The sequence below is a fragment of the Cohnella phaseoli genome (assembly GCF_003386235.1).
In the GTDB taxonomy this organism is placed as follows: Bacteria; Bacillota; Bacilli; order Paenibacillales; family Paenibacillaceae; genus Cohnella; species Cohnella phaseoli.
The window spans coordinates 55,832-79,615 of record NZ_QRDZ01000042.1; the positions used below are offsets into that span (position 1 = coordinate 55,832).

Below are 23,784 nucleotides of genomic sequence, written 5' to 3' on the forward strand. Positions count from 1 at the left end.
TAATTATACAATAATGTTAACTGAGCGTTAAAGTCTTACATGCAGGAAGATTACCTAAAGGTTGGCTAAAGAAATTCGCTTCGCGTATAATGCAAGCATAAACTTCGAAAGGGGCGCTCCCTATGGCGATTTCCTATACAAGATCCTATGATCATATTCTGGACGATTTGTCCCGCGCGCTTACGACCGTTCCGCAATTTTACGAAGCGTTCGAAATGGAGGAAGCCGACTGGCGCGAGCTGACGGAGGGCGAGCGCGAAGTATGCGTACGCACGCTCGCCGACGATCTATTCTACCTGCTCGGCTCCGAGCCTTCCGCTGAAGTGGGATTGGGCACGGCGGAATACGATTCTGGCCATGCGATCATCAAGATCACGGCCGACACTCAGCTCGTTCACGTCATTGCTTTGCGCGAATAAGCGCATAGCTCTCCCGAATACGGCCGAACTGGAACGCCAAGTAGATGAAGAACAGCGTCAATACTGCGCCGATGCCGACGACCGAATGATTGACGGGCACCTCGAGCTTTCTGAGCGTTAAGTACAGGAACAGGCCCACGACTGTCAGCGAGTTCTCAACGAAGTTCTGGACGGCGATCGTTCTGCCCGGGCCGACGAGGGCTTTGCCCTCCTCCTGCAGCATCGTGTTCAACGGAATAAGGAATATGCCGCCCATAATGCCTGTGATGAACAGGAGCGTCACCGTCAGCCAGAGCTCGTTCGTAAAGTTCGCGGCCATGACCGCGGCGACCATCGCAATTCCGTAGAAATATCCGCGATATAGTTTACCTTCGGGAACCAGCTTCGGCGTCAACCAGGCGCTGAGCACGACCCCGAGCGCCGTAACGCCGATAATCATCGATTGCTGGTCGGTATCCACGATGCCCAGATTAAGCGGCAGCCAGGCAATCAGAGCGATTCTCAGCACGGACGCCGTCAGCCAGAACGCTCCCGTGCCGATCAACGAGAACCGGCTTCGACGACTGCGGAACAGCTTGATCGTATCGCGGAAAAACTGTCCGGAAGCCTCCCGGTATCGGATGTCGGGATTGCCGGACTTAGCCGGCACCAGGAAAGTCATGGCAAGCGACAGCAAGTATATGAATAAGCAGACGAGAATTGCCGGCAGGTCGGAGCGGGCGGCCAAGAAGCCTCCCGCTACCGTGCCGAGCAGAATGGCGAGTATCGTCGAGCCCTCCACCTGGGCGTTGGCCCTCAGCAGCTCTCTCTCCGACTTTGTCAGCTCCGACAATATTCCGTATTTGCCCGGAGAGTACACGACCGCCCCTACGCCCACGAAGAAATAACAAAGCGCCGGAGGCAGCCCGAACAGCAGCAGGGCGATGCCGGTCGCTTTCAAGATGTTGCCCAGCAGCAATACATGCGATTTCGCCTTCTTGTCCGCGAACGCTCCTACGATGGGCGCAAGAACGACGTATGCGATGAGAAAAGCCATTTGAATGTAGGTGACCATGCCGTCCGGATCAGCCGCGCCTTCGCGCTTCACCAAACCTACGATCAGGAAGAAATTCAAATTATCTGCGAATGCGCTAAGAAATTGAGTCCATACGACCGCGTTAAGCGGTTTTATTTTTCTAAAGAGAGCAAGCAAAACTTCCCACCCTTTCGTATCAGCCCCCTTATTATACTCTTTCCCCCTTGATTGACAACAATAAGATGCGGCGGAAGCCCCGAGCCTCCGAATCTGTCCGTACCGTCCGGAACTGCTGTATAGGCTATAGACGGAAAAACGGGACTAAAAGTTACATTCTGGGAAAGCGCCTTCAAATAATTGAGCGGATTGACAGCCGGGCGCCCAACCAATCGCCGGAGTCTTCCCACAAAATTAGTACCCGCATCCGCTCCATTCGTCACAGTTCGATCGAGACGGGACGGCGTCTACACCTCTCAAGACCTATGTAAAAACGCAACTAAAGACCGCAACCCTCTTGGCGACTTTAGGCTCCGCGGCTGTTTTCAAGCCATTCCCGATTATGGTTAGCTTATTAGGATGCCTGACGGGCAAATGAGAAACAGGAGGATCTTCATGCGTCGTTTTACATTTTTCGCTATTCTAATCGCACTAATTAGCACGGGGAGTTCGGCCTATGCGCAAAGCGCTTCCAAAAGTCCCTTCACCGACATTCGGGGACATTGGGCCGAGAACACGATTGTCGAAATGGTGTCCAGAGGCATACTGGACGGTTATCCGGACGGAACGTTCCGGCCCGACGCCCCCGTAAAAGTTGACCAATTCATCAAGATGCTCATACTCTCCTATACCGACCTGCACCAGAACGGCGAGCGGAGCTGGAATTCGTCGTTTCTGCAAAGCCTCAGCGCGGAAAACCAGACGATCGTCAAGCAGGATTACCGGTATTTCGACTTCAAGCCGGCGACAACCGGATATTGGGCGAAGCCCTTTATCGATGTCGCCAGCGATCTGCATTTCCTGAACCGGAGCCGCTACAGCGACTTCCAGAACGACATGACGCGCGAGAACGTAGCGGAAGTCATCTATTACACGCTTCAGGAGACCGAATTTCTGGAGGATTCCCAATTCAGCAGACAGCTTGCCGAAGCTTACGGGGATTTGATGAGCGCATCGGAGCGTGAGCAGAAGTTCATAGCGGAGGCGCTGGTGAAGGGCATCATGCAGGGGTATCCGAACGGCTATTTCGGCGTCGGAGATAAAGTGACAAGAGCTCAGTCTCTCGTGCTGCTGAACCGGTTGACGGACAAAAAGACTCGCATCGCCGTAAAGTCTGCCGACAACAGCGATCTACAGCTGTCCGTTCCGACCGTCGGCGGCGGCACTCGCGTTATCGTGTTCCCGGATCGCAGAATGCGCGACGCCTACGAGGTGCTTAAGCAAGCGGGCGCGCTGCGCGGCTCGAACCACGACTTGCTGGATACGCGGCTTAGACTGTTTAAGGATCAGAAGGAAAAGGACGCCGTCCTGGCCGCCTCCGTATCGGACAAGGTGCAGGAGGAGACGGCGCTGTGGCTTGATCCGCAGTACAACACGTACGGCATAACGATCCGGCTGCGCGAAGGCACCTTGGCGCGCAACCAGGAAGCGATCGAAGCGTTCGCCAACTACTTGTTCAGCTACAATTCGGCAACGTTCCGCGAACGCTTCAACGACATCTGCGGCAAAGTCGCATCCGGCAGCAAAGTGGCCTCCCAGCAGCTCGAGATCGCAGACGACAAGGTTGACGTTCTCGTCGATCTGACGGCCAAAACGGTCATTTTCTCCATTAGCAAGAAGAGTTAACATGGCTCTCTCGAGGTAACGTAACCGCGAGGTAACCAACGCAAGGTCGGAGATTTGAGCACCGATTGACATTTCCCGCCCTATTGAAATGAAAAGCATGTATTTTCTTGCAGGCGTTGGCCTTCGGAAGATACATGCTTTTTTCCTATGTGGGAAGCCCCGCGGTAGCGTCAAGATAAGCACTCCTCACGGTCTTATCCGCACTCCACGCCCTTCCTCTTTAGCCGAAAATAGCGCGGAACCAAACAGCTGAAATTGTTGCTCCAACGGGCATTTCCCGCTGATCAACGAGAAAGTTCGTCTAACATTTAACGTCGCTACCCGCATCGCATCGAATCGCGGCTCAGTACAAAGCAGCCCGTTCCTCTGGCCCATGCCGCGCTTCCGACACATAAAAAAGAGACCCCCGACTTTCGTCAGGAGTCTCTTCGGCGAGTTAAGCTTACAGCTTAACAACGTTTTCTGCTTGCGGTCCGCGGTTGCCTTGAACAACGTTGAACTGAACGCGTTGGCCTTCGTCCAAAGTCTTGAAGCCTTCGCCCGTAATCGCGCTGAAGTGAACGAATACGTCGTTTCCGCCTTCAACTTCGATGAAACCGAAGCCTTTGTCAGCGTTAAACCATTTAACTGTACCCTCTTGCATGTATTTCACCTCCAAATCATACAATGCCTCATGAACTTTTCTTTTTATTCATACGAATAAAAAAATCCACAAATTAGCAGGGTTAACTTCAAAATGATAACCCTTCCATTCTGTGAATTCAGGTCACGATTTCGATAGTCCTTACTATAACATGTTCCCGTGCAAAAAGCAAATCTATTCTTCTGTCCTGCTCAAATTTAGCATGTCCAACTTTCATTCATCCTATAAGCAGCGATTCGGCCCCATCGATGTACACTTTTGTTCCAGTGATCAGCGAAGAACGGGGGGATGCAAGGAACAGCACCAGCTCGGCTACCTGCTCTGGAGTGCCCGGGCCGTGCGTCAACGGGATGGCCCCGTCGGGATACTCCACCGGAATTTGCGCCTCTTCCGCCTCGGGTGTCCGATTCGTATTTTCTCCGATATTCGTGCGAATGGCCCCCGGACAGATCGCGTTCACGCGAATGCGGTGCTCCGCCAGTTCCAGCGCGGCCATCTGCATCAGGGCGGTCTGTCCCGCCTTGCTCGTGCTGTAGGCGCTAGCCCCTATGTTGGAGAAGATCCGGTTGCCGTTGACCGAGCTCGTAAAAATCACGCTGCCGCCCCCTTGCCGCTTCAAATGCGGAATGGCGTGCTTCAGCGTCAAGAAGGTCCCCTTCAAATTGATGTTAATCGTGCTGTCCCAGTCCTCTTCGGTCAGATGTTCAATCGGCGTCCATGTTCCGTTAATGCCCGCATTCGCGAAAACGACGTCCAATCGTCCCCAGCGCAAAACCGCCTGCTCGATCGCCGACCGCACGGACGCTTCTGAAGCGACGTCCGCTTCCAACGCCAACGCCTCTCCTCCCATCCGTTCGATTTCCTCTCTCGCCCGTTCCGCCCTCTGCGAATCCCGGTCGACAATGGCGATTTTGGCACCATGCTCCGCCAGCTTCAGCGCCGCTCCTTTTCCGATGCCCGAGCCGCCGCCCGTTACGATCGCGACCTTTCCCTCAAGTTCTTCCATCATCCTACCTCCTTTCGCTCGTATTGTTGCCAGCCCTAACCTGAATTACCCCATATTCGCAAGCGAAAAACGCAGCCAGTCTCCCGCCCCATTCCCGCAAAACACTCACTTGAGCTATACTGACATTTAGGAAACGGAGTTGAGATTAGATGTCCGCAACAGAGAGCACGAAGCGCAAAATCGTTCGTTCGGTTTGTCCTTTCGATTGCCCCGATACGTGCAGCCTGCACGTCACGATGGAAAACGACGTTATCGTATCTATAGACGGAAATCCCGACCACCCGGTCACGCAAGGCGCGATCTGCAACAAAGTCCGGCATCTGCACGAGCGCGTATACCACGCCGACCGCATCCTGTATCCGCTGCGTCGAACAGGCCCCAAGGGTACGCTCGAGTTCGAACGCATGAGTTGGGACGAAGCTTACGACGAGATCGTCTCCAGGCTGAAAACCGCCATCGCTCGCAAGGGTGCGGAAACGATTTTGCCCTACAGCTTTTACGGCAATATGGGCATTCTGAACGCCGAAGGAATGGATCGACGTTTCTTCCATCGGCTTGGAGCCAGCCGACTGAAGCGGACAATCTGCAACGCTGCAGGCTCCGCAGGGTACGGCTACACGATGGGCGCGTCGGCGGGCACCGACCCCGAGACGACGGTACATACGAAGTATGCCTTGATCTGGGGCTGCAATCTTGTGTCTACCAACATGCATCAGGTGATGTATTTGACCGAAGCCCGCAAGCGCGGAGCGAAAATCGTCCATATCGACGTGCACCGCAACCGCACCTCGGCTTGGGCCGACGAATTCGTGGGCATTCTCCCGGGGACGGATACCGCGCTCGCTCTCGGCATGATGCATGTGATGATCAAAGAAAAGCTGACGGATGAGCGGTTTATCGCGGAGCATACGACAGGCTTCGAGGAACTGGCGGTACAGGCGGAAAAGTACCCTCCGGAGCGGGCCGCGGCAATTACCGGCGTCCCGGCGGATACGATCGTTAGACTGGCCCGTGAATACGCGGGAACGACGCCGTCGTTCATCCGCATCGGCAACGGTCTGCAGCATCACGACAACGGCGGCATGGCGATCCGCACAATCGCCTGTCTTCCCGCGCTTGTCGGCCAGTGGGGCATTCCCGGGGGCGGCGCGATCAAAGGCAACAGTCACTATTCGGCGGTGAACGATCAAGCGCTGGAACGGCCGGATCTGCTGCCTGACCGCAGCGTTCGTTCGATTAATATGAACCGGTTGGGCGAAGCGCTCACGGAGGCCAAACCTTCCGTCGACGTCCTGTTCGTCTACAACAGCAATCCCGCGGTCGTTGCGCCAGACCAGAACCGGGTGCGTCAAGGGCTGCTGCGGGACGATCTGTTCACTGTGACGCACGACTTGTTCTTGACCGACACGTGCAAATACGCCGACATCGTGCTGCCCGCGACAAGCCATTTTGAAAACCTGGATCTGTACTCGTCCTATTGGCACCTGTACCTGCAGCTTCACGAACCGATCATGGAGCCGATGGGCGAATGCAAATCCAATTTCACGCTGTTCAAAGAACTGGGATTGCGGATGGGGTTCGAACCGGAAATATTCAATATTACGGAGGAGCAGATGATTCGCGAGGCGTTGGCTTGCGACAATCCGTTCTTGCGGGGGTTGACGTATGAGGAACTGCGAGAAGAAGGCTCTGTGAAAATGAAGCTGGATCGGCCGTCGCTCGCCCCGGGCAAGCTCCCTACCCCTTCCGGCAAAATCGAACTGTTCTCCGAGCGGATGCAGGGCGCCGGCTTGCCGCCCGCGCCGGAATACGCCCCGCTGCGAGAGCCGGAGGAATATCCGCTGCTGCTCGTCACCGGACCGAATCACAGCTTCATTAACTCCACTTTCGGCAACCAGAGCCGGCTCAAAAAGCTGGAGAAGGAGCCAGTCGTCGATTTGCACGCCGAAGACGCCGCTGCCCGCGGCATCGCGCACGGCGATGCTGTGCGGATGTGGAACGGACGCGGCGAGATTCGGCTGAAGGCCAAGGTAGCAGGCAATGTGCTGCAAGGTGTGCTCGTTACGCAAGGACTGTGGTGGGAACACGGCAACGACGGCGTCCAAGCCGTCAACGCTTTGACCTCACAGCGACTGGCCGATATGGGCGGCGGGGCGACCTTTTTCTCCACGCGGGTCGATATCGAGAAATTATAGCTTTACGACGATCCGGCCTTTGGAACGGCCGGCCAGCATGACCGCCATCGCAGCCGGAATATCATCAAGCGGAATTTCCGACGATAGCTCCCGCAGCTTGTCCGGTCGATATTTGGTCGCCAGCAGTTCCCACGTTTTCCTCCTGGCCGGCATAGGGACGAAGACGGAGTCGATACCGATCAGCCGTACGCCGCGCAGAATAAAAGGTAGTACCGTCGTCGGCAGATCGGTTCCTCCCGTCAGCCCGCTGGCGGCGACCGTCCCCCCGTATTTCACGCCGGCCAGTACGGTCGCGAGAGATTTGCCTCCGACGCAATCGACAACTCCGGCCCAGCGCTGCTTATCCAGGGAGCGGGCGGAAGCCGGCGTTAGCTCATTGCGATCGATTACGCTGTGGGCGCCGAGCTGGAGGAGCTCCTCCTTGGCCTCCGGCTTGCCCGTGCTGGCCGTCACCTCATAGCCAAGCTTGGCCAGAATCGCCACCGCAACGCTGCCTACGCCGCCGGTCGCTCCGGTCACCAGCACCGGTCCGCCTTCAGGATACACTCCGTTGTCCCGCAAGGCCTGCACCGACAGCGCCGCCGTAAAGCCTGCCGTCCCATAGATCATGGCCTCTTTGAGGGTTAGGCCGCTCGGAAGCGGGACCGCCCAGTCGGCCGGGATGCGCGCATACTCGCCGTATCCTCCGAAATGGCTTACGCCCAGCTCGTAGCCTGTCGCAACAATCTCGTCCCCTTCCCGAAAACGGTCGTCTTCGCTGGAAACGACGGTTCCGGCCAGATCGATGCCGGGAACGAACGGATAGGCTTTTACGATGCCGCCGTTCGGGGCGGCCGCCAACGCATCCTTGTAGTTCAAGCTGGAATAGGCCACGCGAACGAGCAGTTCTCCTTGCGGAAGCCGCTCTTTATCCAGCAGGCCAACCTCGCATCTATGGCCCCCATCTTGCGTTCGATCCACGATTAGAGCTTTGAATGCCTCCATACTCTTCCCCTCCCATGATAGTTGACGTTTCCTTTCGCCCTGCGCATCTCCTTAATTGCCGATCGTTTGCGCCTTTCCGGCTAGACCAACTCCGGTTTAGGCACCAGCACCGCATGCTGCGTTACCGTATGGAGATCGCGCCAAATCCGGTTGATCGGGTGCTCCTCCATCAACACCGCCATGCCGAGCAGCGGGAAAATCGCATGCGCATACGCTAATACGCTTCCGGACAGCTGTCGGCACACTGTTCCGACTTCGGCTTGATCCTCCTCCGTCATTTCTCCCGCGGCAAGGAACGCATTCCAAGTCCGCTCCACCGTCTCGTAAAACTTGGCCGCTTCCGCCTCCAGCTTCGCCTCCTGCCGGGAGATCGCTCTCTTCGTCTCTTCGGCGCGTCCCGGTTTGGCCGGCTCCCATTCGGCGCGTTTGGCTGCGACGAACAAATCGGCTTCCGCGAGAAAATGACGGCAAATCCCCAAGCACACGGCAGCAAACGACGTCTGAGCGAACGGCAGAAACGGATAACGGAAAATGGGATCGTCGTAATTCGGCAGGCTCATAATACTGAAGGTACGCTCCTCGGGGACAAACACATCGTCCACCGCCATCGAATGGCTGTCGGTGCCCTTCAAGCCGAACGAATTCCAATCGCGAATAATGCGCACCTGATCGGGCAAAAACGCGAACGAGCGTATTTCCGGCTCCGCCTCCGCGCCTCTGTCGATGCGACAGTTCGCTGTATAGAGGCTGGCGAACGTCGAGCCGCTGCAGTACTTCCACTGGCCGCTCACCCGGTAGCCTCCCTCGACCGGATGGGCTACCCCGCTTGGGAGCCCGCTGCCGGCCACGACCGCGTTAGCCGGAGCGAACTGTTTTTGCGCCTCTTCAGGAGGCAGCGTCGCCGAGAAAAATCCGCCGCCCGAGCCGATCGTCACCAGCCAGCCGAAGGTTCCGTCAATCTCGGAAGCCTCGGCGAAGACGCGCAGCGCATCCGGCAGCGGCAGCATCAAGCCGTTCAAATCCTTCGGTACAAACAGTTTAAACAGCTTAGCCTCGTAAATGCCCGCCAGCACTTCGGAAGGAAGCGACGTTCCTTCGGGTAAGCTTGCATATTGCTTCGCCGCGTGTACAAGCGATATCGGAATTGTTCCTGTTGTGGTTCCTGTTGCTGATCTCGTCACAGTGAGCTCCTCATTTCTCTCCCTTATCTAACTCTAGACAAAAGTTTATTTTATGGACAAATGTCCATAGCGGGTGTATGATGAATTTGCTTACGTTTTTATTATAAGTAAAGGAGGATCGGACTATGGACCGCGAGCGCCAAATTATGGACCTGATCCGCCACAATCCTTTTATATCGCAGAACGATATCGCCGCCAGCATCGGCATCTCCAGATCCGCGGTCGCCGGCTACATCGCCTCGCTGACCAAGCGGGGTGTCATTCGTGGCCGCGCCTACGTGACCGCCGAGGACAACTCCGTGCTGTGCATCGGTGGAGCCAACCTGGACAGCAAGGCGACCGCCAGGCAGCGTATTCGCGCAGGCTCGTCCAACCCGGCCAGCGTCGCGACGTCCTGCGGAGGCGTCGCCCGCAATATTGCGGAAAACCTGGCCCGCTTAAGCTGCTCCGTCTCCCTGCTGACCGTGGTCGGGGACGATCAGGCCGGGCAATGGGTGCTGAAGGAAACCGCCGCCGCAGGCGTGAACACCGCGCTCGCACAGACGCTGACCGGGGAGAAAACCGGAACGTACACCGCCCTGCTCGACCCGGACGGAGAAATGTTCGTCGCCTACGCCGACATGGACATTTACGACCGCTTTTCCCCGCGGATCTTGCAGGAGAAACGGCCGCACATCTCCGCTTCGAAGCTCATCGTCGCCGACGCGAATTTGCCGGCAGAGACGCTCGCCGAGCTGATTCAGCTGTGCCGCGACGGCTCGCTGCCGCTGCTGATCGATCCGGTTTCCTCCGGGAAAGCGAAGAAGCTGCCCGCCGACTTGACCGGCGTGTCCGCCATCTTCCCCAATTTGGAGGAAGCGGTCGAACTGGCCGGAGCGGTTCCTTCGGACAAGCCGGATTACGCGGAGCTGGCGCGCGCCATTCACGGGCGCGGAGTCTCCCATGCGTTCATTACCGTCGGAGATCAGGGCGTTTTTCACTCATCGGCGGACGGAGAGTCGGCGCTGATCGCCCCGATTCCGACGAACATCGTCGAAGTGACGGGGGCCGGAGACGCCTTCGTCGCCGGAGTCGCATACGGCATCCTGCACGACCGCTCCTATCGGGAAGCATGTCGCATCGGCCTAGCCGCCTCCCACCTGACCTTGCAGACCGCCGAATCGGTCTCAGCCCAGCTTAACGAGCAGACGCTCCAACAAACGATAGAGGAGAGATTCCAATGACCCACGCAATCAGCCAATATTTAACCTTTACGGACGAGGTTCGCGAAGCGCTCGATTCCGGCAAGCCGATCGTCGCCCTGGAGACGACGATCATTTCCCACGGTATGCCCTACCCGCAAAACATCGAAATGGCCCGCACCGTCGAGCGGATTATCCGCGAGCAGGGAGCCGTTCCCGCTACGATCGGCATCATGGATGGCCGCGTTAAAATCGGGTTGAACGAGCAGGAGCTGGAAGCTTTCGCCACCTCCAATCCCGTTGAAAAAGTTAGCCGCCGCGACTTTGCCTACTTGCTGTCTTCCGGCAAAATCGGCGCCACGACGGTAGCGGCCACGATGATCGGTGCGGCGCTGGCCGGCATAGAAGTGTTCGCGACCGGCGGCATCGGCGGCGTGCACCGCGAAGGCGAGACGACGATGGACGTCTCCGCCGACTTGACCGAGCTGGCGCAAACAAACGTCGCCGTCGTCTGCGCTGGGGCCAAGTCGATTCTCGACATCGGCCGTACGCTTGAATATTTAGAGACGCACGGCGTACCCGTCATCGGCTACAATACCGACGAGTTCCCGTCGTTCTACGCGCGGGAGAGCGGCTACGGCGTCGACTTCCGTCTGGACGAGCCTGCCCAAGTCGCCGACGTGCTGAACAAGAAGTGGCAGCTCGGCCTGCAAGGCGGCGCCATTATCGCCAACCCGGTGCCGGCCGAATCCGCTCTGCAGCACGCCGAGATCGAAGGCGTTATTCAACAGGCGCTGAACGAAGCCAAAGAACAAAACATTACCGGCAAGAAGGTCACTCCGTTCTTGCTCGCCCGCATCAAGGAACTGACTGCCGGCCGCAGTCTGGAGACGAACATCGCGCTCGTCTACCATAACGCCAAAGTGGCCGCGCAAATCGCCGTCGCTCTGAAAGCCTGAGCAATCTAGCCACCCGAGACGGCTAGCGGCTCATTCGCCAGCCTTCCGTCGATTCGACTATCAAGCGGCCGTCGGTCACCTCCTGTTAGCGAACGGGGTTGACCTTGACGGCCGCTTGTTTGCCGCTGAGCTGAATGCCGCTCTCCTTGCGTCCAACCTCCGCGAGATCCTTCAGAAGCTGCTCCAACAAGCCTTTCGCCTGCGGTCCTTCCTTGCCTTGAATTTTCACGACGAACTGCACCGCGTCGCCGGAGGCGAGCAGCTTCTCCGCCTGACGTCGCTTGGTCTCGTAGTCGTGATCCTCGATATGGGGCGTTAGGCGAATTTCCTTCACCTTCGGCGGCTGCGCGGCCTTGCGCTCCTGCTGCTTCTCCTTGGCGGCCGCCTGCTTGGCCGTTCCGCGCGGTACAAGCTTGCACGGAGGCGGGCTGCTCAGCAGTGAAGTGCACACCAGATCCGCCTTCAGTTCGCGAGCCATAGCCAGAGCTTCCTCTCTGGATACAACGCCAAGCTCCTCTCCGTCCACCCCCGTCAGCCTCACCTCGGAAGCTTTTATTTTCTCGTTCATGATCAACATGGTCTTCATCCTCTTTTCTCATCGCACATCGGCAATGCCGACGTACGGCCACTGGGTTCCCAGCGCAAACGACAGGCCGAACAAGGCAGCCGTCACGGCTCCGAAGACGATGTCCCGGTAGCTGAACCCGATAACATAATAATAGGTTCTTCTCGCTTGCCCGGCAAACCGCTTCGCCTCCATCGCGACCGCGATCCTGTGCGCCCGCCGAATGCTCTGCGCCAGCAGCGGTATCGCATAGCGGTGCCACGTCCGATAGAGCGTCTTCAGCCTGCCTTGTTTTCTCATTCCTCTGATTTTCAGCGCGTGGCGCAGCGTCTGGAACTCCTCGGCGAGAATCGGGATCATCCGCATCGCGGCGAGAAAGCTGTAGGCGTATTTCGGCGGCAGCTTCGCCTTCTGCATTAGCGCATAGAACAGATCGACAGGGCGCGTCGTCAATCCGAACAGCAGGCCGACCGCCGCCATGCTCAGCGCCCTGCAGCCGAGATGAAGCCCGCGATAATAGCTTTCCTCGGTAATATGGACGATGCCCCACGAAAACCACGGCGTCTCCCCGCTACCGAAAAACATCATCCCCGTGGCCGAGGAGATGAAGACGAGCAGGAAGGGGGAGGAGTACAGCAGCAGTCTGCGCCAGGGATGGCCCGACCAGAGCAGCAGGAGTACGGAGCCGGCCGCCACATTCGCCATTACGTTGAAGTTATGAATAAGAATAATCGCGAAAAACCAGAGGGAAAACAACGCCAGCTTCACGACGGGATTAACGCGATGCAGCCACGTCCGTCGATGGGGAAAGGTCAATTGCATTCGCCAGCCTCCCCTCCCGGACGCGCCAGACGGCCGTGCAATAGCGTTCTGCGATTCGGGGATCGTGCGTCGCCATGAGAATCGCCGCGCCTTCCGAACGGAGGCGCTCCAACAATTCCAACAAAGCGAACGCATTGCGCGCGTCCAGTCCGAACGTCGGCTCGTCGAGCAGCAGTAACCGCTGGCCGCGGACGATGGCGGAAGCGACGCTGAGTCTCCTCTTCTGTCCCATCGACAACTGATACGGATGACGGCTCGCGCATTCGGCCAACTGCAATTCCTCCATCAGCCGCTCGCTTCTCTCCCGCCGCTCCCCCGCTTCCATCCCGTCGACCAGCAGCGAATATTCGATCTCGTCGCGAACCGTGTTCGTCACGAATTGAAACTCGGGGTTCTGGAAAACAAACGCCGCATATTCCGCCAACCGCTCCGTCTTGCGCAGCTCCTTTCCCGCCATCCTGCACAGCCCTTCCGTCTGGATCAGACGCATGATTGCGAGCAGGAGCGAGCTTTTGCCCGCTCCGTTGTCGCCCATAATCGCGATCCAATCCCCCGGCTTGACTTCCGCTTTCTCAACCTTGATGACCGTCTTCGCACCTCTTAGACCGCAGTACTCCTGAAGCTCTAGCATTGGCGACTTCAGATGTTCCCCGTTCGGCCGGGCGCTCCCTTCAGTCCGTTCTGTAACGTCCCACCGCGTGCCAAGCTTTCGGTCGCGCTCCTCCCAGATTCCCGGATACCAGATGCCGTAGCGAATAAGCTCAAGCTTATATTGCGCGAAAATATCGACTGGCGCGCCGTCCGCAACGATCTCGCCGCTTGGCCCGACCACGACGATCCGGTCGAACAGATCGGCGACTCCCTCGATTTTATGCTCGACGGCGATCAGCGTCATGTCATCCGCGACCGAGCGAATCGTTCGCCATACCTGCTCCGTTCCCTCTTCGTCGAGCAGCGCCGTCGGTTCGTCCAAGAACAGCACCTCCGGCTCCGTCGCGAGCGCGGTTGCGATTGCCAGCCGCTGCTTCATTCCTTGCGAGAGCGTCTGAATCGGCACATGCGGGTCAGGCAGGTCGAGCCCGACCTGCTGAAGATGACGGACGATGCGAGCCGACATTTGCTCGCGCGGCACCTGCAGGTTTTCCAGCACGAAAGCCAGCTCTTCATCTACGTAGGGCATGCAAAACTGCGTATCCGGATCCTGAAAGACGTATCCCCACCGCTCAGGCACGACCGTCTCGTCCGCAAGCATCGGCACCTCGACGGAACCGGGAATGAGCCCGCTCAGAACTTGCAGCAGCGTCGACTTGCCGCAGCCGCTCGGGCCGAGCAGCAGCGTATGCTCCCCTTTGCGAAACGAAAGAGAAACGCCTCGGAACAGCAGGGCGTCCTCTCCGGCGAATTTCAGCTTCAGGTTCGATACGGCTGCTGCTATAGCATCTCCGAGCGCTGATTCGGAGCACAGCGCAGCCGCACCAGAAGAAACCGCGTTGCTCGTCACGACCGATGAAGCGCGTCGTAGTCCTGCCTGGAAGCGGGACGCAGCGGCTTCGTCGCTCCCGTCAATTCCAGCGCTTTAGCCAAAGAATAGGCGAAAATGCCGGCAATCGCGATGCTGCCGACCAGACGCAGCCCGATAAACAGCGTATAGTTCCATGCCGTCAACCGGTCGATGTAGCCGTAGCCGAAATCCAGCACCAGCGAGCCCGCCGCCGCTCCGATTGCCGCCAGCGAAGCGACCCATACCGAGGAATTGCGATACAGGAAGGCGGCGAACACAAGCTCCGCTCCAAGTCCTTGCAGCAATCCGTACCACAGCGTTGCCACTCCCCACTCGCTGCCTAACAGCGCGCTTATGCTGGCCGCGGCGACCTCCGCCAGTACAGCAACGCCCGGCTTGCGCAGGACGAGGAACGCAAACGTTCCTGCGAGAAACCACATTCCGTACGACAACTGTTCCGCATGCAAGCCAAGCGGCTTGAAGACGTCGTACATCGGTCCCCATATTTTGTAGATGATGCCGAATACGACCGCGATGACAAGCGCGACCAGAATATCGGCCAGTTTTAATCCCCGGGCTCTCGTCCCTTGCCTGTCTCCTTGCCCTCTTCCTTGTGCCTGCCCAGCTTGCGCCATAGCTCCAACACTCCTTCTCCCGAATGGTATAAATTGCTTCTTGAACGCTCAGAAAGGCAATCAAGCAACAAAGTCTTCCGGGTCCCAGCGAACATCAAAGCACTCGGCACGCAACCAAAAAAGCCCGCCCTTAACGAGCAGGGCAGGCTAGCGCACGGCATCCGAAGATACGCGACCAAAGTTGTCTCTACGCTGGCATTACCCAGATCAGATCGACGGTCAGCGGCATACGGCCGCAATCTCAGCCTGACTTTATCAAGCACCCGTTTCTTTGCGATTCAATTGTCTATAACTTACCCCATCAGCAAGGATTTGGCAATACTCTCTATACTGGCGGTCCGAATAGTTCTCGTAAATAATCTCTACGTCCGTGAAGAATGCGGTAGATGATCACTATATTTTCGACAAGCCTGTAAAAGACTAAATACGGAGATACGACAATAAATCGATATCCGCGCTGTATGAGCGTATACTCATCTTCCGGCAACATTGATCCCATATTAGGGAATTCCGCCAACGAGGAGATTTGACGATTGATTCTTTCTAAAAGCTCATCTGCAGCAGACACATTGTCCTGAGAAATGTAGGAGAAAACTTCATCCATATCGTCAACTGCGGCAGGAGTATATTTAATGCTACTCTTTGACCGCATTCAACTTCCTCCGCATTCGAGCCATCACTTCGTCGTGATCGACAAGCTCCTGTCCCTCAGCGACCTGCTTTTCCGCCACTAACAGTTTTGCTTGCAATTTAATGCGAGCTTCCATTCGCCGATACGTTTCGTGACTCATCACGACAAGATCAGCTTCACCGTTACGAGTCAAGATTACAGGCTCATCCAGCTCATGACAATATTTCGAAAATCCATTATAGTCCTGCCGGATCGTCGTAGAAGGCTTGATATTCATTCGCCCACCCCTACCCCTATGACATTATTCTGACGATATTATATCATCAAAATAACGGTTCAATCCACTTTGAGCTTTGAAGACGCTTTAGTGACATACAACCCTTGATATTGGTTGCTTCGTACGGTTTTCCTACAAACGTCCTCCGTTTGGCCTGGTTCGAGCTGGTTTGTACGGTTTATCCTACAAACGCTCGTCGTTTGAGCCTGGTTCGAGCTGCTTTGTACGGTTTATCCTACAAACGCTCGTCGTTTGAGCCTGGTTCGAGCTGCTTTGTACGAATTTCCGACTAACTTTCCTGCGTAAGCTCATGTGTGCAAATAGATATGCCGTAAAAGTTCAAATTGTTTCCAATCAATTTGAACCGTTGTGGGTTATGATTACACCTTTATTTTTCAGCCTGCCGATACAGCTCGCGACTCTTGTAGCCGGCCTTCATAATCGTTTTCATCTCTTCCCGCCGCTTCTCCTGCGTCTCCTCCTGCTTCGCGCTGTATACGTAACGGGCCCAATCCTTGCGGTAGCCCGGCGTAAGCGACTGATAGAAGGCCAACAGATCGGGAGAATCGGCCAAATCCCGTTCCACATTCGGAATCAAGGCGACGTAGTCGTCCACCCGCTGGCTCGGCTGCGACGATCTCGAAGCCGCCTTCCCCTTGCTCGCCGCTGCGTCTGCCTTAAACCCGACAACGGTAAACACATCGTCCAGCCCGACCATTCTCGCGAATTTGACGCTGCTCCCTCCGATGTAACCTTCCTCGTCGGCGCCGAGTCCCGGGAACAGATCGTCGCGGTGAATAGACGTTGCGTACTTTTTATTGCCGAGCTTCGGGTAAGCGGTGAATAAATAGCCGTTCGGGCGGAGCGCCCCCTCGGCGATTACCCGTTCGACAAGACTCTTTAACTCGGCCATATCCAGCACGAAGGCGAACACAAGATCATACCCGCCGTCCTTGAGCGACGTATCGTACCCCGTCAATTCCGCGAGGTAATCCGTCCCCTCCGGCTGGTTTAAAATCGCGACCCGCTCGTATTTGCGCAAGCCCAGCTTATCTACGATTGTTTTCGACATGGCTTTATCCTCCAGGCGATTATCGGTCTGTACATCATTATAGCCGATAATCGCCGGGACAAGCTTCTATGCCTTCTCGAACCGAAGCAAAACGATGCTGTGCGCCGGAACGGTCAGAGTGTTGTCGATCGATACTCCCATACGCAGGACGGGAACGACCCGCTCGGGGGCTTCCGACGTATTGGAAGCGTGAATATCGTCGTGATGCAGCGACCAGACGGCCGCCGAGCTTCCGTATCCTTCCGGAATGCCGAGGGAAAGATCGAAGCCCGACTCCAAATGCCGGTTCACGATCGCCACCCGCAGGCTTCCGTCTTCTCCGATCGCTCCGACGGCATCAATGTAAGGCGAGGATACCGGCTGATGCTTGCGCGCCAGCTCTTCGCCGTATTCCGGATTGCTCACCAGCGGCACCGGCGTCAGACGAGAAGGAGACTGTACCTCGACGCTCACGCTCTTCCCCGTCATCCACTGCCCATACTGCTTGAACAGATGGTATAACGGCGTTTTGACGACGGCATCCTCCGTCACGTTCATTACGCCGTTCCCGTTGACGAGGAACACATAGTTCGCCATGCCCACATGCGGGCTTAGCCGAATCATCGCATGGAACACTCCCGCTGCGAAGATTGCGTCCTGAAGATTGCGGGGACTGTTGCGGTTAAGGAGGTACCCCCCATTGCCGGACGGATCGACTTCATAGTGGCGGATGTTCCATTCGTCCAGGGAAAGGCGAATCGGGTGCCCGGGCTTCTTGTTCATCCTGCTCAGCGTCGTTTCCAGCGTGCCGATCATTTTGCGCAGTTGATTCTCGAAGTAGACCGGCGTGAATGCGATCGGATAGTATTCGTCCGAGCTTTCCCGGTCGACGGAGCAGCCGTAAATGTGAATCGTCAAGTAGCTGAGATATTTGCCCGCAGCCTCAATGACTTTGCGGTCCCACTCCTCGTCGTTTCCTTCGTAGGATCCGACGCCAAGCAGCTGCAGCTGCGAGTCGTACTTCTTGGCGAACTGCGCCCAGTTCGCCAGCTTGGCTGCGTACTCGTCCGCGCCGAGCTGGCCGGCCTCCCAGTCCCCCCAAGTCTCGTTGCCGATGCCCCAGAGCCGAACGCCGTAAGGCTCTTCGCGTCCGTTATCCTTGCGCCACTTGGCATCCGCCGTTTCTGCGCCGTTGCAGTAATCGATCCAGCGCAAGGCATCGACCAGCGTCCCCGTGCCCAGGTTCACGTTCACGTAGGGCTCCGCGCCGACCTGCTCGCACCAGCTCAGGAATTCGTCCGTTCCGAACCGATTCAACTCCTGTCCTCCCCAGTGCCAGTTCGGACGAACCGGCCGCTGCTCGCTAGGTCCTACTCCGTCCTTCCAGTCATACAGATCGACGTAACAGCCTCCCGGCCAGCGAATAACCGGAACGCCCAATTCCCGGGCGGCCTCGATGACATCCTTCCGTAAGCCCTGGCCATCGGACCGAGCCGAGTCGCCGTCCCACACTCCCGGATACATGCAATTGCCGAGATGCTCGAAATATTGACCGTAAATATAAGGACTGATCTCGCCTGTCCGTTCTTCTTCCCTAATTGTGATGATGGCTTTCATCCGATCATCCTCCTCTAGCTGCCGCTTTTTCGGGCGAACGGATTATGATGGCTCGCCGTATTGCCGGATCCGTCGATTTTCGTCAGGCGCAAGCCGGCATCCCGCCGCTCCTTCACGCCTTCCGCGTCCAGCAGGTACTGCCCTTGCTCAATCAGTAGCCGCCGGACTTCGGCAACCGGCACTTTCCGCGTCTTTAATCCCTGCCGCACGGCCAGCGCCGCCGCCGTTCCGGCTCCCTGCCCGATCCCCATCGCCGTCGCCATGACGCGCACCGAACCGAACGCATTGTGCGTCGCCGAGATGCAGCGCCCGGCCACGAGCAAATTATCCACTCCTTGAGGTAGCAAGCTCCGGTACGGAATTTCGTAGACGGCCTTGCCGGAGCCGGTGAATACCTGCTGCTCTCCTTCCGGCGGGTGAATGTCGATGGCGAACGTGCCGCAGGCAATGCCGTCTTCGAACGCCCGGCTGTTCAGCACATCCTCCTCGGTCATCGTGTAATCGCCGACGATATGCCGCGTTTCCCGGATGCCGACCTGCACGCCCGTATCCAGAACGTAAGCGTCCTCGAAGCCTCCGATATGCCGCTTCATGAACTCGGTTACCGCCCAGGCCTGATGACGCGTTTCGATCTCGGCTCTCGTCAGGTCCAGGACGTTCGTTCCGTCGATGCCTTGGAGACGGGTGCAGTTCACCGCGAATTGCCCTTCACGGGGCAGCTCGTACATGAGAATCCGCGGCGCGGCATCCTTAGGGTACTCTCCCCGCTCGACCGCCGCTTGGATGATTTCCTTCATTCCGAGAAAAGCGAGCGCGCTTTGCGAATCGATCTCTTCGTCGGTCGGAGAATCCTTGAGCAGATGCCGGTTCGCCTTCATCCACGCCTTTAATCGTCCCATGTCGACGCCGGCCACCCGGTAAAAGAGCGTCACCGGCTGCATCGCGCCGTCGGATTCCCGCCCCTTGACGAACGGAGCGCCGATTCTCGCGGCGACGTCTGCGTCGGCCGAGCAGTCGATCACTGTTTTCGCCCGGATCGCCTGTCGTCCGGATTTGCTTTCGACGATCACGCCGACGATCCGTCCCTCTTCCGCATACGCATCGGAGAACGTCGTATGAAGCATGAGCTCGACGCCCGCTTCCTTCAGCATTTCGAACAGCACGAGCTTCATGCCTTCCGGGTCGAACGGGGACATCGAAGCATTGTCGAACGTCAAGTCCGTGACGTGGCCCGGAGATACCGTCTTCTTCACCAGCCGGTCGACGACCTCTCCGGCTACGCCGCGGATGACCTGATTTCCGTTCACGTCGTGGAACGTAAACATCGGATTGACCATCGCAACCGTCAGATTGCCGCCGACGAATCCGTATCGTTCCAATAGCAGCACTTTGGCGCCGTTGCGTGCAGCTGCGACCGCAGCGCCGATTCCTGCGGGTCCTCCCCCTACGACGAGCACGTCCGGCTCCGCCATGACGGGGATACGCCGAGTCGATTCTTCAATATAGTTCACTTTCTCTCCGCTCCTTCCGGGAAAACGCAGTTTCTATTTTTTCGTGCTGTACCAGTCGTTGATCGCCTTGATCACGTCGCTGCCTCCGGACGAATCCCATTTCGCCAGAAACTTGTCGAAGTCTTCGATCTTCTGTCCGCTGAGCAGAACCTGCAGGAAGAAGTCGTTCTCCATTTGGGTCAGGCTCGGCGAGTTTTTGCCGACCGCTTCGATCGGCGGCATGAACGCGATCGGATTGACCTTCGCGTATTTGTCGAAATCTTTGTTAATGGCGTTAAAGGCTTCGAACAGAGTTGGCGTTCGGCGGAGACGCGCCAGCCACATATCGGCATATTCGACTTCGCGAATGCCGTTCAGGAAGAAGTAGGCACTCCCCCGCTTCTCGGTGAAAATCGGCATAATCGGGCTGTACACTCCGTTCTCTTCGTTAAACGTTACCCCCTGCTCGCCCAACGTCAGGAATGTGAAGTTGTCCTTCTGCATTTTCAAATCCATAAACTTGATTGCATCCTCGGCCTTTTTCGAGGATTTCGGAATCGCGTGCACGTAGATTAGCTTATCCGCCATTTCCACACCGGACGACCCGTCGGACCCCAGCAAAGGAGAGATGTAACCCATTTTGCCTTGCGGTACGTTTGTTTTGAAGGCGTCGTTCATGTTCGAAGCCAGGTTCCAGTCGCCCGAGATCATGGCCGCCTGGCCGCTGATGAACTTCTCTTGCGCCTGTGCCGATTTATTGACCGGCCAATCTTTGTCGACCAGGCCTTCGTCGAACAGCTTCTTCATGAATGCAAAGTAATCTTTCATCGCCGGTTGCTTGATTCTCGGTACTAACTGTCCGTCCACTTCGGACCATGCGGTATAGAGGCCGTAAGCGCTCCAGACCATAGGAACGCCCATTCCGTTCCCGGTAAGCGGAATCATATCCGGCTTCTTCGCTTTGATCGTTTTCAGCGTCTCGTAAAATTCGTCCAGCGTTTCCGGCGTTTTCAGCCCGAGCTCGTCCAGCACGTCCTGCCGCACGATCATCGTCTGCTCGATGTTGGCCCGTTCGTTTTTTTGCGGGATGCCGTACAGCTCGCCGTTATATCTACCGAGCTCCCAGGAAGATTCCGAGATCCCTTCCTTCAGGTTCGCGCCATATTGATCCACCAGGTCTCCGATCGGCTGAAGCGCTCCTTGGGCGACCAGCGTATAGAACTGATTTGGGTTGAGCGTGAGGATATCGTAATTGGAGCCGGATGCAATCTCGATATTCAGCTTCTCCTCCGGGTTGTCCTTCGGCAGAAGCGTGTAATTGACCTTATACCCCGTTGTCGTTTCGATATCTTTGGCGACGGGATCGTTGTTCGGATCGAAACCTACGTTAAACGCGAGCACCTTCAGTTCCGGCTTGGCGCCTCCGGCTTCCGACGAAGCCGGGGCCGATGCCGACGGGCTCGTTCCTCCCTGGCTCGCTTCCGGTTCCTTGCCTCCGGAACATCCCGCTAGCACGGTGATTGCCGCAATACCGGCTATGCCGGCTTTTATCCACTTGCTGCGCTTGAACAACATCGATGAATGGCCTCCCTTTGTTATGACCCTATTGTTTTATTTTAAGGCTTTGCCTCAAAATCTAGCCTTTGACCGATCCGAGCGTCATCCCGGTCACGAAGTAACGCTGCAGAAACGGATACACGAGCAAGATCGGCACGATCGAGGAGATGACGGTTGCCGCGCGAAACCCTTCGGGCGCCATGCTCAGCCTGACCGAGTCGGGCTGCTCCTGCAGCAGCTCCTCCGTGTTGGCGATCGTTTCGAACAGGAACAGCTGAAGCGGCTTCAGGTCGATCGAGCTGATATAGATCAGCGGGTGAAAGTAATTGTTCCAATAGCCGACCGCGTAGAAAATGCCCAGAGTCGCGACGACCGGCAGCGAAATCGGCAGCACAATCGAGCGCAAAATGCGAAAATTCGTCGCCCCGTCGATTTTGGCGGATTCTTCGACGCTTTCCGGTATGCCTTCAAAAAACGTTTTGCAGACGAACAGGTTAAACGGAACGACGAGCAGCGGCACGATCATCGCCCAGACCGTATCCAGCAATCCCAGACCCTTCATCAGGATGTAGCCCGGAATGATGCCGCCGTAGAAAAGCATGCTGAACACGTACAGCAGCAGAATGGGCTTGCGTCCCTTGAAATCGGGTTTGGAGAGCGGATAAGCGGCCAATATCGTAAGGGTCAGACTGAGCGCCGTGCCGATGACCGTCACGAGCAAGGTCACCTGCAGCGCTTCGAAAAATCGGGTATGCGCGAACACGAAGCGAAACGCCTCGAGATGCATGCCGATCGGGTAAAACGTCACCTTGTTGCCCATGACGGACGCCTGATTGCTGAGCGACTTCGCCATCACATGCAGGAAGGGCAGCAGGCAGATCAAACCGATAACGACGATCAGCGCGTTGTTGACGACGTCGAACCATCGGTCCGACCGGTTGCGAATGTTGTTCATGGATGGACCTCCTTCCTCTGTCCCCGGCTTACCAGATGCTTTTCCCCAAATACCGTTTGCTCAGCTGATTGCTGGAATACACTAGGATAAACGCGACAACCGATTCGAATAAGCCGAGCGCCGTCGACAGGCTGAAATCCATTTTGCCGAGACCGATCCGATAGACGAACGTCTGAATGATGTCCGCGACGTCGTAAACCGCGGGATTGTACATGACGAGCACCTGCTCGAAGCCGGCGTTCAGAATTTGTCCCAGCCTGAGCACCAGGACGAGCATAATGACCGGAACGATGCCGGGAATCGTAATATGCCAGATTCGTTTGAACCGACCCGCCCCGTCCACGACTGCCGCTTCGTGCTGCTGCGGATCGATCGCCGTCATCGCGGCCAGGAACAGAATGGTGTTCCAGCCGGTCTCCTTCCAGCCTTCCGTGAACACGAGCAGCGAACGGAACCAGGAGGAATCCGAGAAGAAGCTGATACTTTGACCGCCCAAGGCTTCGATCAGCTTGTTGATCATGCCGTAGGAGCCGAACAAGGAATAGAACAGGCCGAAAATGATGACCCACGACAGGAAATGCGGCAAATACACGATCGTCTGCACCCAGCGCTTCATCCACCGGATTCTCAGCTCGTTCAGCGAGATCGCTACGAGAATCGGGATCGGGAACAGAAACACTAGCTTGTACAGACTGATAATCAGCGTATTGCCGATCACCTTCAGGAACGCTTCGTCTTCGAAAATACGGTTAAAATGCTTCATGCCGACCCACGGGCTTTGGACAATCGAGTCGATAATGTTGTCGCCCGCGAATAAATTAAAATCCTTAAAGGCCAGGGACAAACCCAATAGCGGAGTGAATTTGTAAACGATCAGAAACGCCAATCCCGGAATGCACATGAGATAAAGATCGTAATTCGCGCGAAAATAGCGCCAAAATCGTTTGTCGTTCCGCTTGCCGCGCCGCACCGCCTGCTCGGGCGGCATCCGTTCGATTACGGCTTCGGACTCTTTCATGGTCGTATCATCCTCCCCGAAATCGCGCGCCGCCGTCCGCGGTACGGCCGTGCGCCTTTCCTTTTCGGCGGCCGGAAAGAAGCGGGATGAATTCGTCGTCCTTCCGCTCCAATCGGGCGAAAAAGGGTTTACACCTTTTTCGGATTCGCCTTACAATGGGGTTGCGTAGTTTCCCCTTGATCAAATTGTAACCGTTGCCCCGATTCGGATTATAGGGGAGCGGATTACGATTTTACGGCG

Annotated in this window: 22 protein-coding genes; 5 read left to right on the forward strand and 17 right to left on the reverse strand. The window is 56.8% G+C overall.

Annotated elements, in window-relative coordinates; genetic code table 11:
* Nucleotides 1-122 precede the first annotated feature (122 nt).
* Nucleotides 123-419 carry a hypothetical protein gene (locus DFP98_RS34225; protein ID WP_116065127.1) on the forward strand — a complete coding sequence of 99 codons (297 nt, stop codon included), beginning with the start codon at nucleotides 123-125 and terminating at the stop codon, nucleotides 417-419.
* Here DFP98_RS34225 and lplT read toward each other — a convergent pair.
* The gene (lplT, locus tag DFP98_RS34230) at nucleotides 400-1,611 is read right to left on the reverse strand and encodes a lysophospholipid transporter LplT (protein ID WP_181918124.1); all 1,212 of its coding nucleotides are present in this window, start codon (nucleotides 1,609-1,611) and stop codon (nucleotides 400-402) included. The two genes, DFP98_RS34225 and lplT, sit on opposite strands and share 20 nt — an antisense overlap.
* A 435-nt stretch (nucleotides 1,612-2,046) precedes the next feature.
* Between lplT and DFP98_RS34235 the strand changes: the two genes are divergently transcribed.
* Complete coding sequence (locus DFP98_RS34235) at nucleotides 2,047-3,276, forward strand: S-layer homology domain-containing protein (RefSeq protein WP_181918125.1); 1,230 nt, start codon at nucleotides 2,047-2,049, stop codon at nucleotides 3,274-3,276.
* A 442-nt stretch (nucleotides 3,277-3,718) separates the two neighbouring features.
* On the opposite strand, the gene DFP98_RS34240 is transcribed toward DFP98_RS34235, so the two are convergent.
* Nucleotides 3,719-3,919 carry a cold-shock protein gene (locus tag DFP98_RS34240; protein WP_094043234.1) on the reverse strand — a complete coding sequence of 67 codons (201 nt, stop codon included), beginning with the start codon at nucleotides 3,917-3,919 and terminating at the stop codon, nucleotides 3,719-3,721.
* 217 nt (nucleotides 3,920-4,136) lie between these two features.
* Nucleotides 4,137-4,928, reverse strand: coding sequence for an SDR family oxidoreductase (locus DFP98_RS34245; RefSeq protein WP_425455572.1), 792 nt, complete (start codon nucleotides 4,926-4,928; stop codon nucleotides 4,137-4,139).
* Between the two features lie 146 nt (nucleotides 4,929-5,074).
* On the opposite strand from DFP98_RS34245, the gene DFP98_RS34250 reads away from it, so the two are divergent.
* Nucleotides 5,075-7,120, forward strand: coding sequence for a molybdopterin-containing oxidoreductase family protein (locus DFP98_RS34250; RefSeq protein ID WP_116065131.1), 2,046 nt, complete (start codon nucleotides 5,075-5,077; stop codon nucleotides 7,118-7,120).
* Here the strand turns inward: DFP98_RS34250 and DFP98_RS34255 are convergent.
* Nucleotides 7,115-8,104 (reverse strand): oxidoreductase, encoded by a 990-nt coding sequence (locus tag DFP98_RS34255; protein ID WP_116065132.1) that lies wholly within the window; start codon nucleotides 8,102-8,104, stop codon nucleotides 7,115-7,117. The two genes, DFP98_RS34250 and DFP98_RS34255, sit on opposite strands and share 6 nt — an antisense overlap.
* A gap of 80 nt (nucleotides 8,105-8,184) precedes the next feature.
* Nucleotides 8,185-9,285: an acyl-CoA dehydrogenase family protein gene (locus tag DFP98_RS34260; RefSeq protein WP_246017013.1), complete on the reverse strand. Its 1,101-nt coding sequence runs from the start codon at nucleotides 9,283-9,285 to the stop codon at nucleotides 8,185-8,187.
* A gap of 125 nt (nucleotides 9,286-9,410) precedes the next feature.
* On the opposite strand from DFP98_RS34260, the gene DFP98_RS34265 reads away from it, so the two are divergent.
* Nucleotides 9,411-10,508, forward strand: coding sequence for a carbohydrate kinase (locus tag DFP98_RS34265; RefSeq protein ID WP_116065133.1), 1,098 nt, complete (start codon nucleotides 9,411-9,413; stop codon nucleotides 10,506-10,508).
* Nucleotides 10,509-10,516: 8 nt separating this feature from the next.
* On the forward strand, nucleotides 10,517-11,425 hold the full coding sequence (locus DFP98_RS34270) for a pseudouridine-5'-phosphate glycosidase (RefSeq protein ID WP_116065153.1): 909 nt from the start codon (nucleotides 10,517-10,519) through the stop codon (nucleotides 11,423-11,425).
* 85 nt (nucleotides 11,426-11,510) lie between these two features.
* On the opposite strand, the gene infC is transcribed toward DFP98_RS34270, so the two are convergent.
* The 12 genes from infC to DFP98_RS34330 form a co-directional block, all read right to left on the reverse strand.
* Nucleotides 11,511-12,002, reverse strand: a complete 492-nt coding sequence (gene infC, locus DFP98_RS34275; protein ID WP_116065134.1) for a translation initiation factor IF-3 — start codon at nucleotides 12,000-12,002, stop codon at nucleotides 11,511-11,513.
* An 18-nt stretch (nucleotides 12,003-12,020) separates the two neighbouring features.
* The gene (locus DFP98_RS34280) at nucleotides 12,021-12,812 is read right to left on the reverse strand and encodes an energy-coupling factor transporter transmembrane component T family protein (RefSeq protein ID WP_116065135.1); all 792 of its coding nucleotides are present in this window, start codon (nucleotides 12,810-12,812) and stop codon (nucleotides 12,021-12,023) included.
* The gene (locus DFP98_RS34285; protein WP_246017022.1) at nucleotides 12,766-14,313 is read right to left on the reverse strand and encodes an ABC transporter ATP-binding protein; all 1,548 of its coding nucleotides are present in this window, start codon (nucleotides 14,311-14,313) and stop codon (nucleotides 12,766-12,768) included. The genes DFP98_RS34280 and DFP98_RS34285 overlap by 47 nt, the downstream gene beginning before the upstream one ends.
* Nucleotides 14,310-14,948 (reverse strand): ECF transporter S component, encoded by a 639-nt coding sequence (locus DFP98_RS34290; RefSeq protein ID WP_116065136.1) that lies wholly within the window; start codon nucleotides 14,946-14,948, stop codon nucleotides 14,310-14,312. Before DFP98_RS34290 ends, DFP98_RS34285 begins: the two co-directional genes overlap by 4 nt.
* 325 nt (nucleotides 14,949-15,273) lie before the next feature.
* Entirely contained in the window at nucleotides 15,274-15,600 is a 327-nt protein-coding gene (locus DFP98_RS34295; RefSeq protein ID WP_116065137.1) for a type II toxin-antitoxin system RelE/ParE family toxin, read from the reverse strand.
* Complete coding sequence (locus DFP98_RS34300; RefSeq protein WP_116065138.1) at nucleotides 15,584-15,856, reverse strand: type II toxin-antitoxin system Phd/YefM family antitoxin; 273 nt, start codon at nucleotides 15,854-15,856, stop codon at nucleotides 15,584-15,586. Before DFP98_RS34300 ends, DFP98_RS34295 begins: the two co-directional genes overlap by 17 nt.
* Before the next feature lie 388 nt (nucleotides 15,857-16,244).
* Nucleotides 16,245-16,928: a YdeI/OmpD-associated family protein gene (locus DFP98_RS34305; protein WP_116065139.1), complete on the reverse strand. Its 684-nt coding sequence runs from the start codon at nucleotides 16,926-16,928 to the stop codon at nucleotides 16,245-16,247.
* 66 nt (nucleotides 16,929-16,994) lie between these two features.
* Nucleotides 16,995-18,524, reverse strand: a complete 1,530-nt coding sequence (locus DFP98_RS34310) for an alpha-L-arabinofuranosidase C-terminal domain-containing protein (RefSeq protein ID WP_116065140.1) — start codon at nucleotides 18,522-18,524, stop codon at nucleotides 16,995-16,997.
* Between the two features lie 14 nt (nucleotides 18,525-18,538).
* Nucleotides 18,539-20,035 carry an FAD-dependent oxidoreductase gene (locus tag DFP98_RS34315; RefSeq protein WP_220377213.1) on the reverse strand — a complete coding sequence of 499 codons (1,497 nt, stop codon included), beginning with the start codon at nucleotides 20,033-20,035 and terminating at the stop codon, nucleotides 18,539-18,541.
* Between the two features lie 33 nt (nucleotides 20,036-20,068).
* A complete protein-coding gene (locus DFP98_RS34320) occupies nucleotides 20,069-21,589 on the reverse strand; it encodes an extracellular solute-binding protein (RefSeq protein ID WP_116065141.1) in 1,521 nt (506 codons plus the stop codon).
* A gap of 61 nt (nucleotides 21,590-21,650) precedes the next feature.
* Complete coding sequence (locus DFP98_RS34325; RefSeq protein WP_116065142.1) at nucleotides 21,651-22,526, reverse strand: carbohydrate ABC transporter permease; 876 nt, start codon at nucleotides 22,524-22,526, stop codon at nucleotides 21,651-21,653.
* Nucleotides 22,527-22,554: 28 nt separating this feature from the next.
* The gene (locus tag DFP98_RS34330) at nucleotides 22,555-23,544 is read right to left on the reverse strand and encodes an ABC transporter permease (RefSeq protein WP_246017024.1); all 990 of its coding nucleotides are present in this window, start codon (nucleotides 23,542-23,544) and stop codon (nucleotides 22,555-22,557) included.
* Nucleotides 23,545-23,784: the final 240 nt, after the last annotated feature.

Excerpts from the sequence above, each read along its gene's own strand:
- DFP98_RS34225 (WP_116065127.1), top strand. The coding sequence starts at position 123 with ATGGCGATTTCCTATACAAGATCCTATGATCATATTCTGGACGATTTG.
- DFP98_RS34235 (WP_181918125.1), top strand. The coding sequence starts at position 2,047 with ATGCGTCGTTTTACATTTTTCGCTATTCTAATCGCACTAATTAGCACG.
- DFP98_RS34240 (WP_094043234.1), bottom strand. The coding sequence starts at position 3,919 with ATGCAAGAGGGTACAGTTAAATGGTTTAACGCTGACAAAGGCTTCGGT.
- DFP98_RS34245 (WP_425455572.1), bottom strand. The coding sequence starts at position 4,928 with ATGATGGAAGAACTTGAGGGAAAGGTCGCGATCGTAACGGGCGGCGGC.
- DFP98_RS34250 (WP_116065131.1), top strand. The coding sequence starts at position 5,075 with ATGTCCGCAACAGAGAGCACGAAGCGCAAAATCGTTCGTTCGGTTTGT.
- DFP98_RS34255 (WP_116065132.1), bottom strand. The coding sequence starts at position 8,104 with ATGGAGGCATTCAAAGCTCTAATCGTGGATCGAACGCAAGATGGGGGC.
- DFP98_RS34265 (WP_116065133.1), top strand. The coding sequence starts at position 9,411 with ATGGACCGCGAGCGCCAAATTATGGACCTGATCCGCCACAATCCTTTT.
- infC (WP_116065134.1), bottom strand. The coding sequence starts at position 12,002 with ATGTTGATCATGAACGAGAAAATAAAAGCTTCCGAGGTGAGGCTGACG.
- DFP98_RS34280 (WP_116065135.1), bottom strand. The coding sequence starts at position 12,812 with ATGCAATTGACCTTTCCCCATCGACGGACGTGGCTGCATCGCGTTAAT.
- DFP98_RS34290 (WP_116065136.1), bottom strand. The coding sequence starts at position 14,948 with ATGGCGCAAGCTGGGCAGGCACAAGGAAGAGGGCAAGGAGACAGGCAA.
- DFP98_RS34295 (WP_116065137.1), bottom strand. The coding sequence starts at position 15,600 with ATGCGGTCAAAGAGTAGCATTAAATATACTCCTGCCGCAGTTGACGAT.
- DFP98_RS34300 (WP_116065138.1), bottom strand. The coding sequence starts at position 15,856 with ATGAATATCAAGCCTTCTACGACGATCCGGCAGGACTATAATGGATTT.
- DFP98_RS34305 (WP_116065139.1), bottom strand. The coding sequence starts at position 16,928 with ATGTCGAAAACAATCGTAGATAAGCTGGGCTTGCGCAAATACGAGCGG.
- DFP98_RS34310 (WP_116065140.1), bottom strand. The coding sequence starts at position 18,524 with ATGAAAGCCATCATCACAATTAGGGAAGAAGAACGGACAGGCGAGATC.
- DFP98_RS34320 (WP_116065141.1), bottom strand. The coding sequence starts at position 21,589 with ATGTTGTTCAAGCGCAGCAAGTGGATAAAAGCCGGCATAGCCGGTATT.
- DFP98_RS34325 (WP_116065142.1), bottom strand. The coding sequence starts at position 22,526 with ATGAACAACATTCGCAACCGGTCGGACCGATGGTTCGACGTCGTCAAC.
- DFP98_RS34330 (WP_246017024.1), bottom strand. The coding sequence starts at position 23,544 with ATGAAAGAGTCCGAAGCCGTAATCGAACGGATGCCGCCCGAGCAGGCG.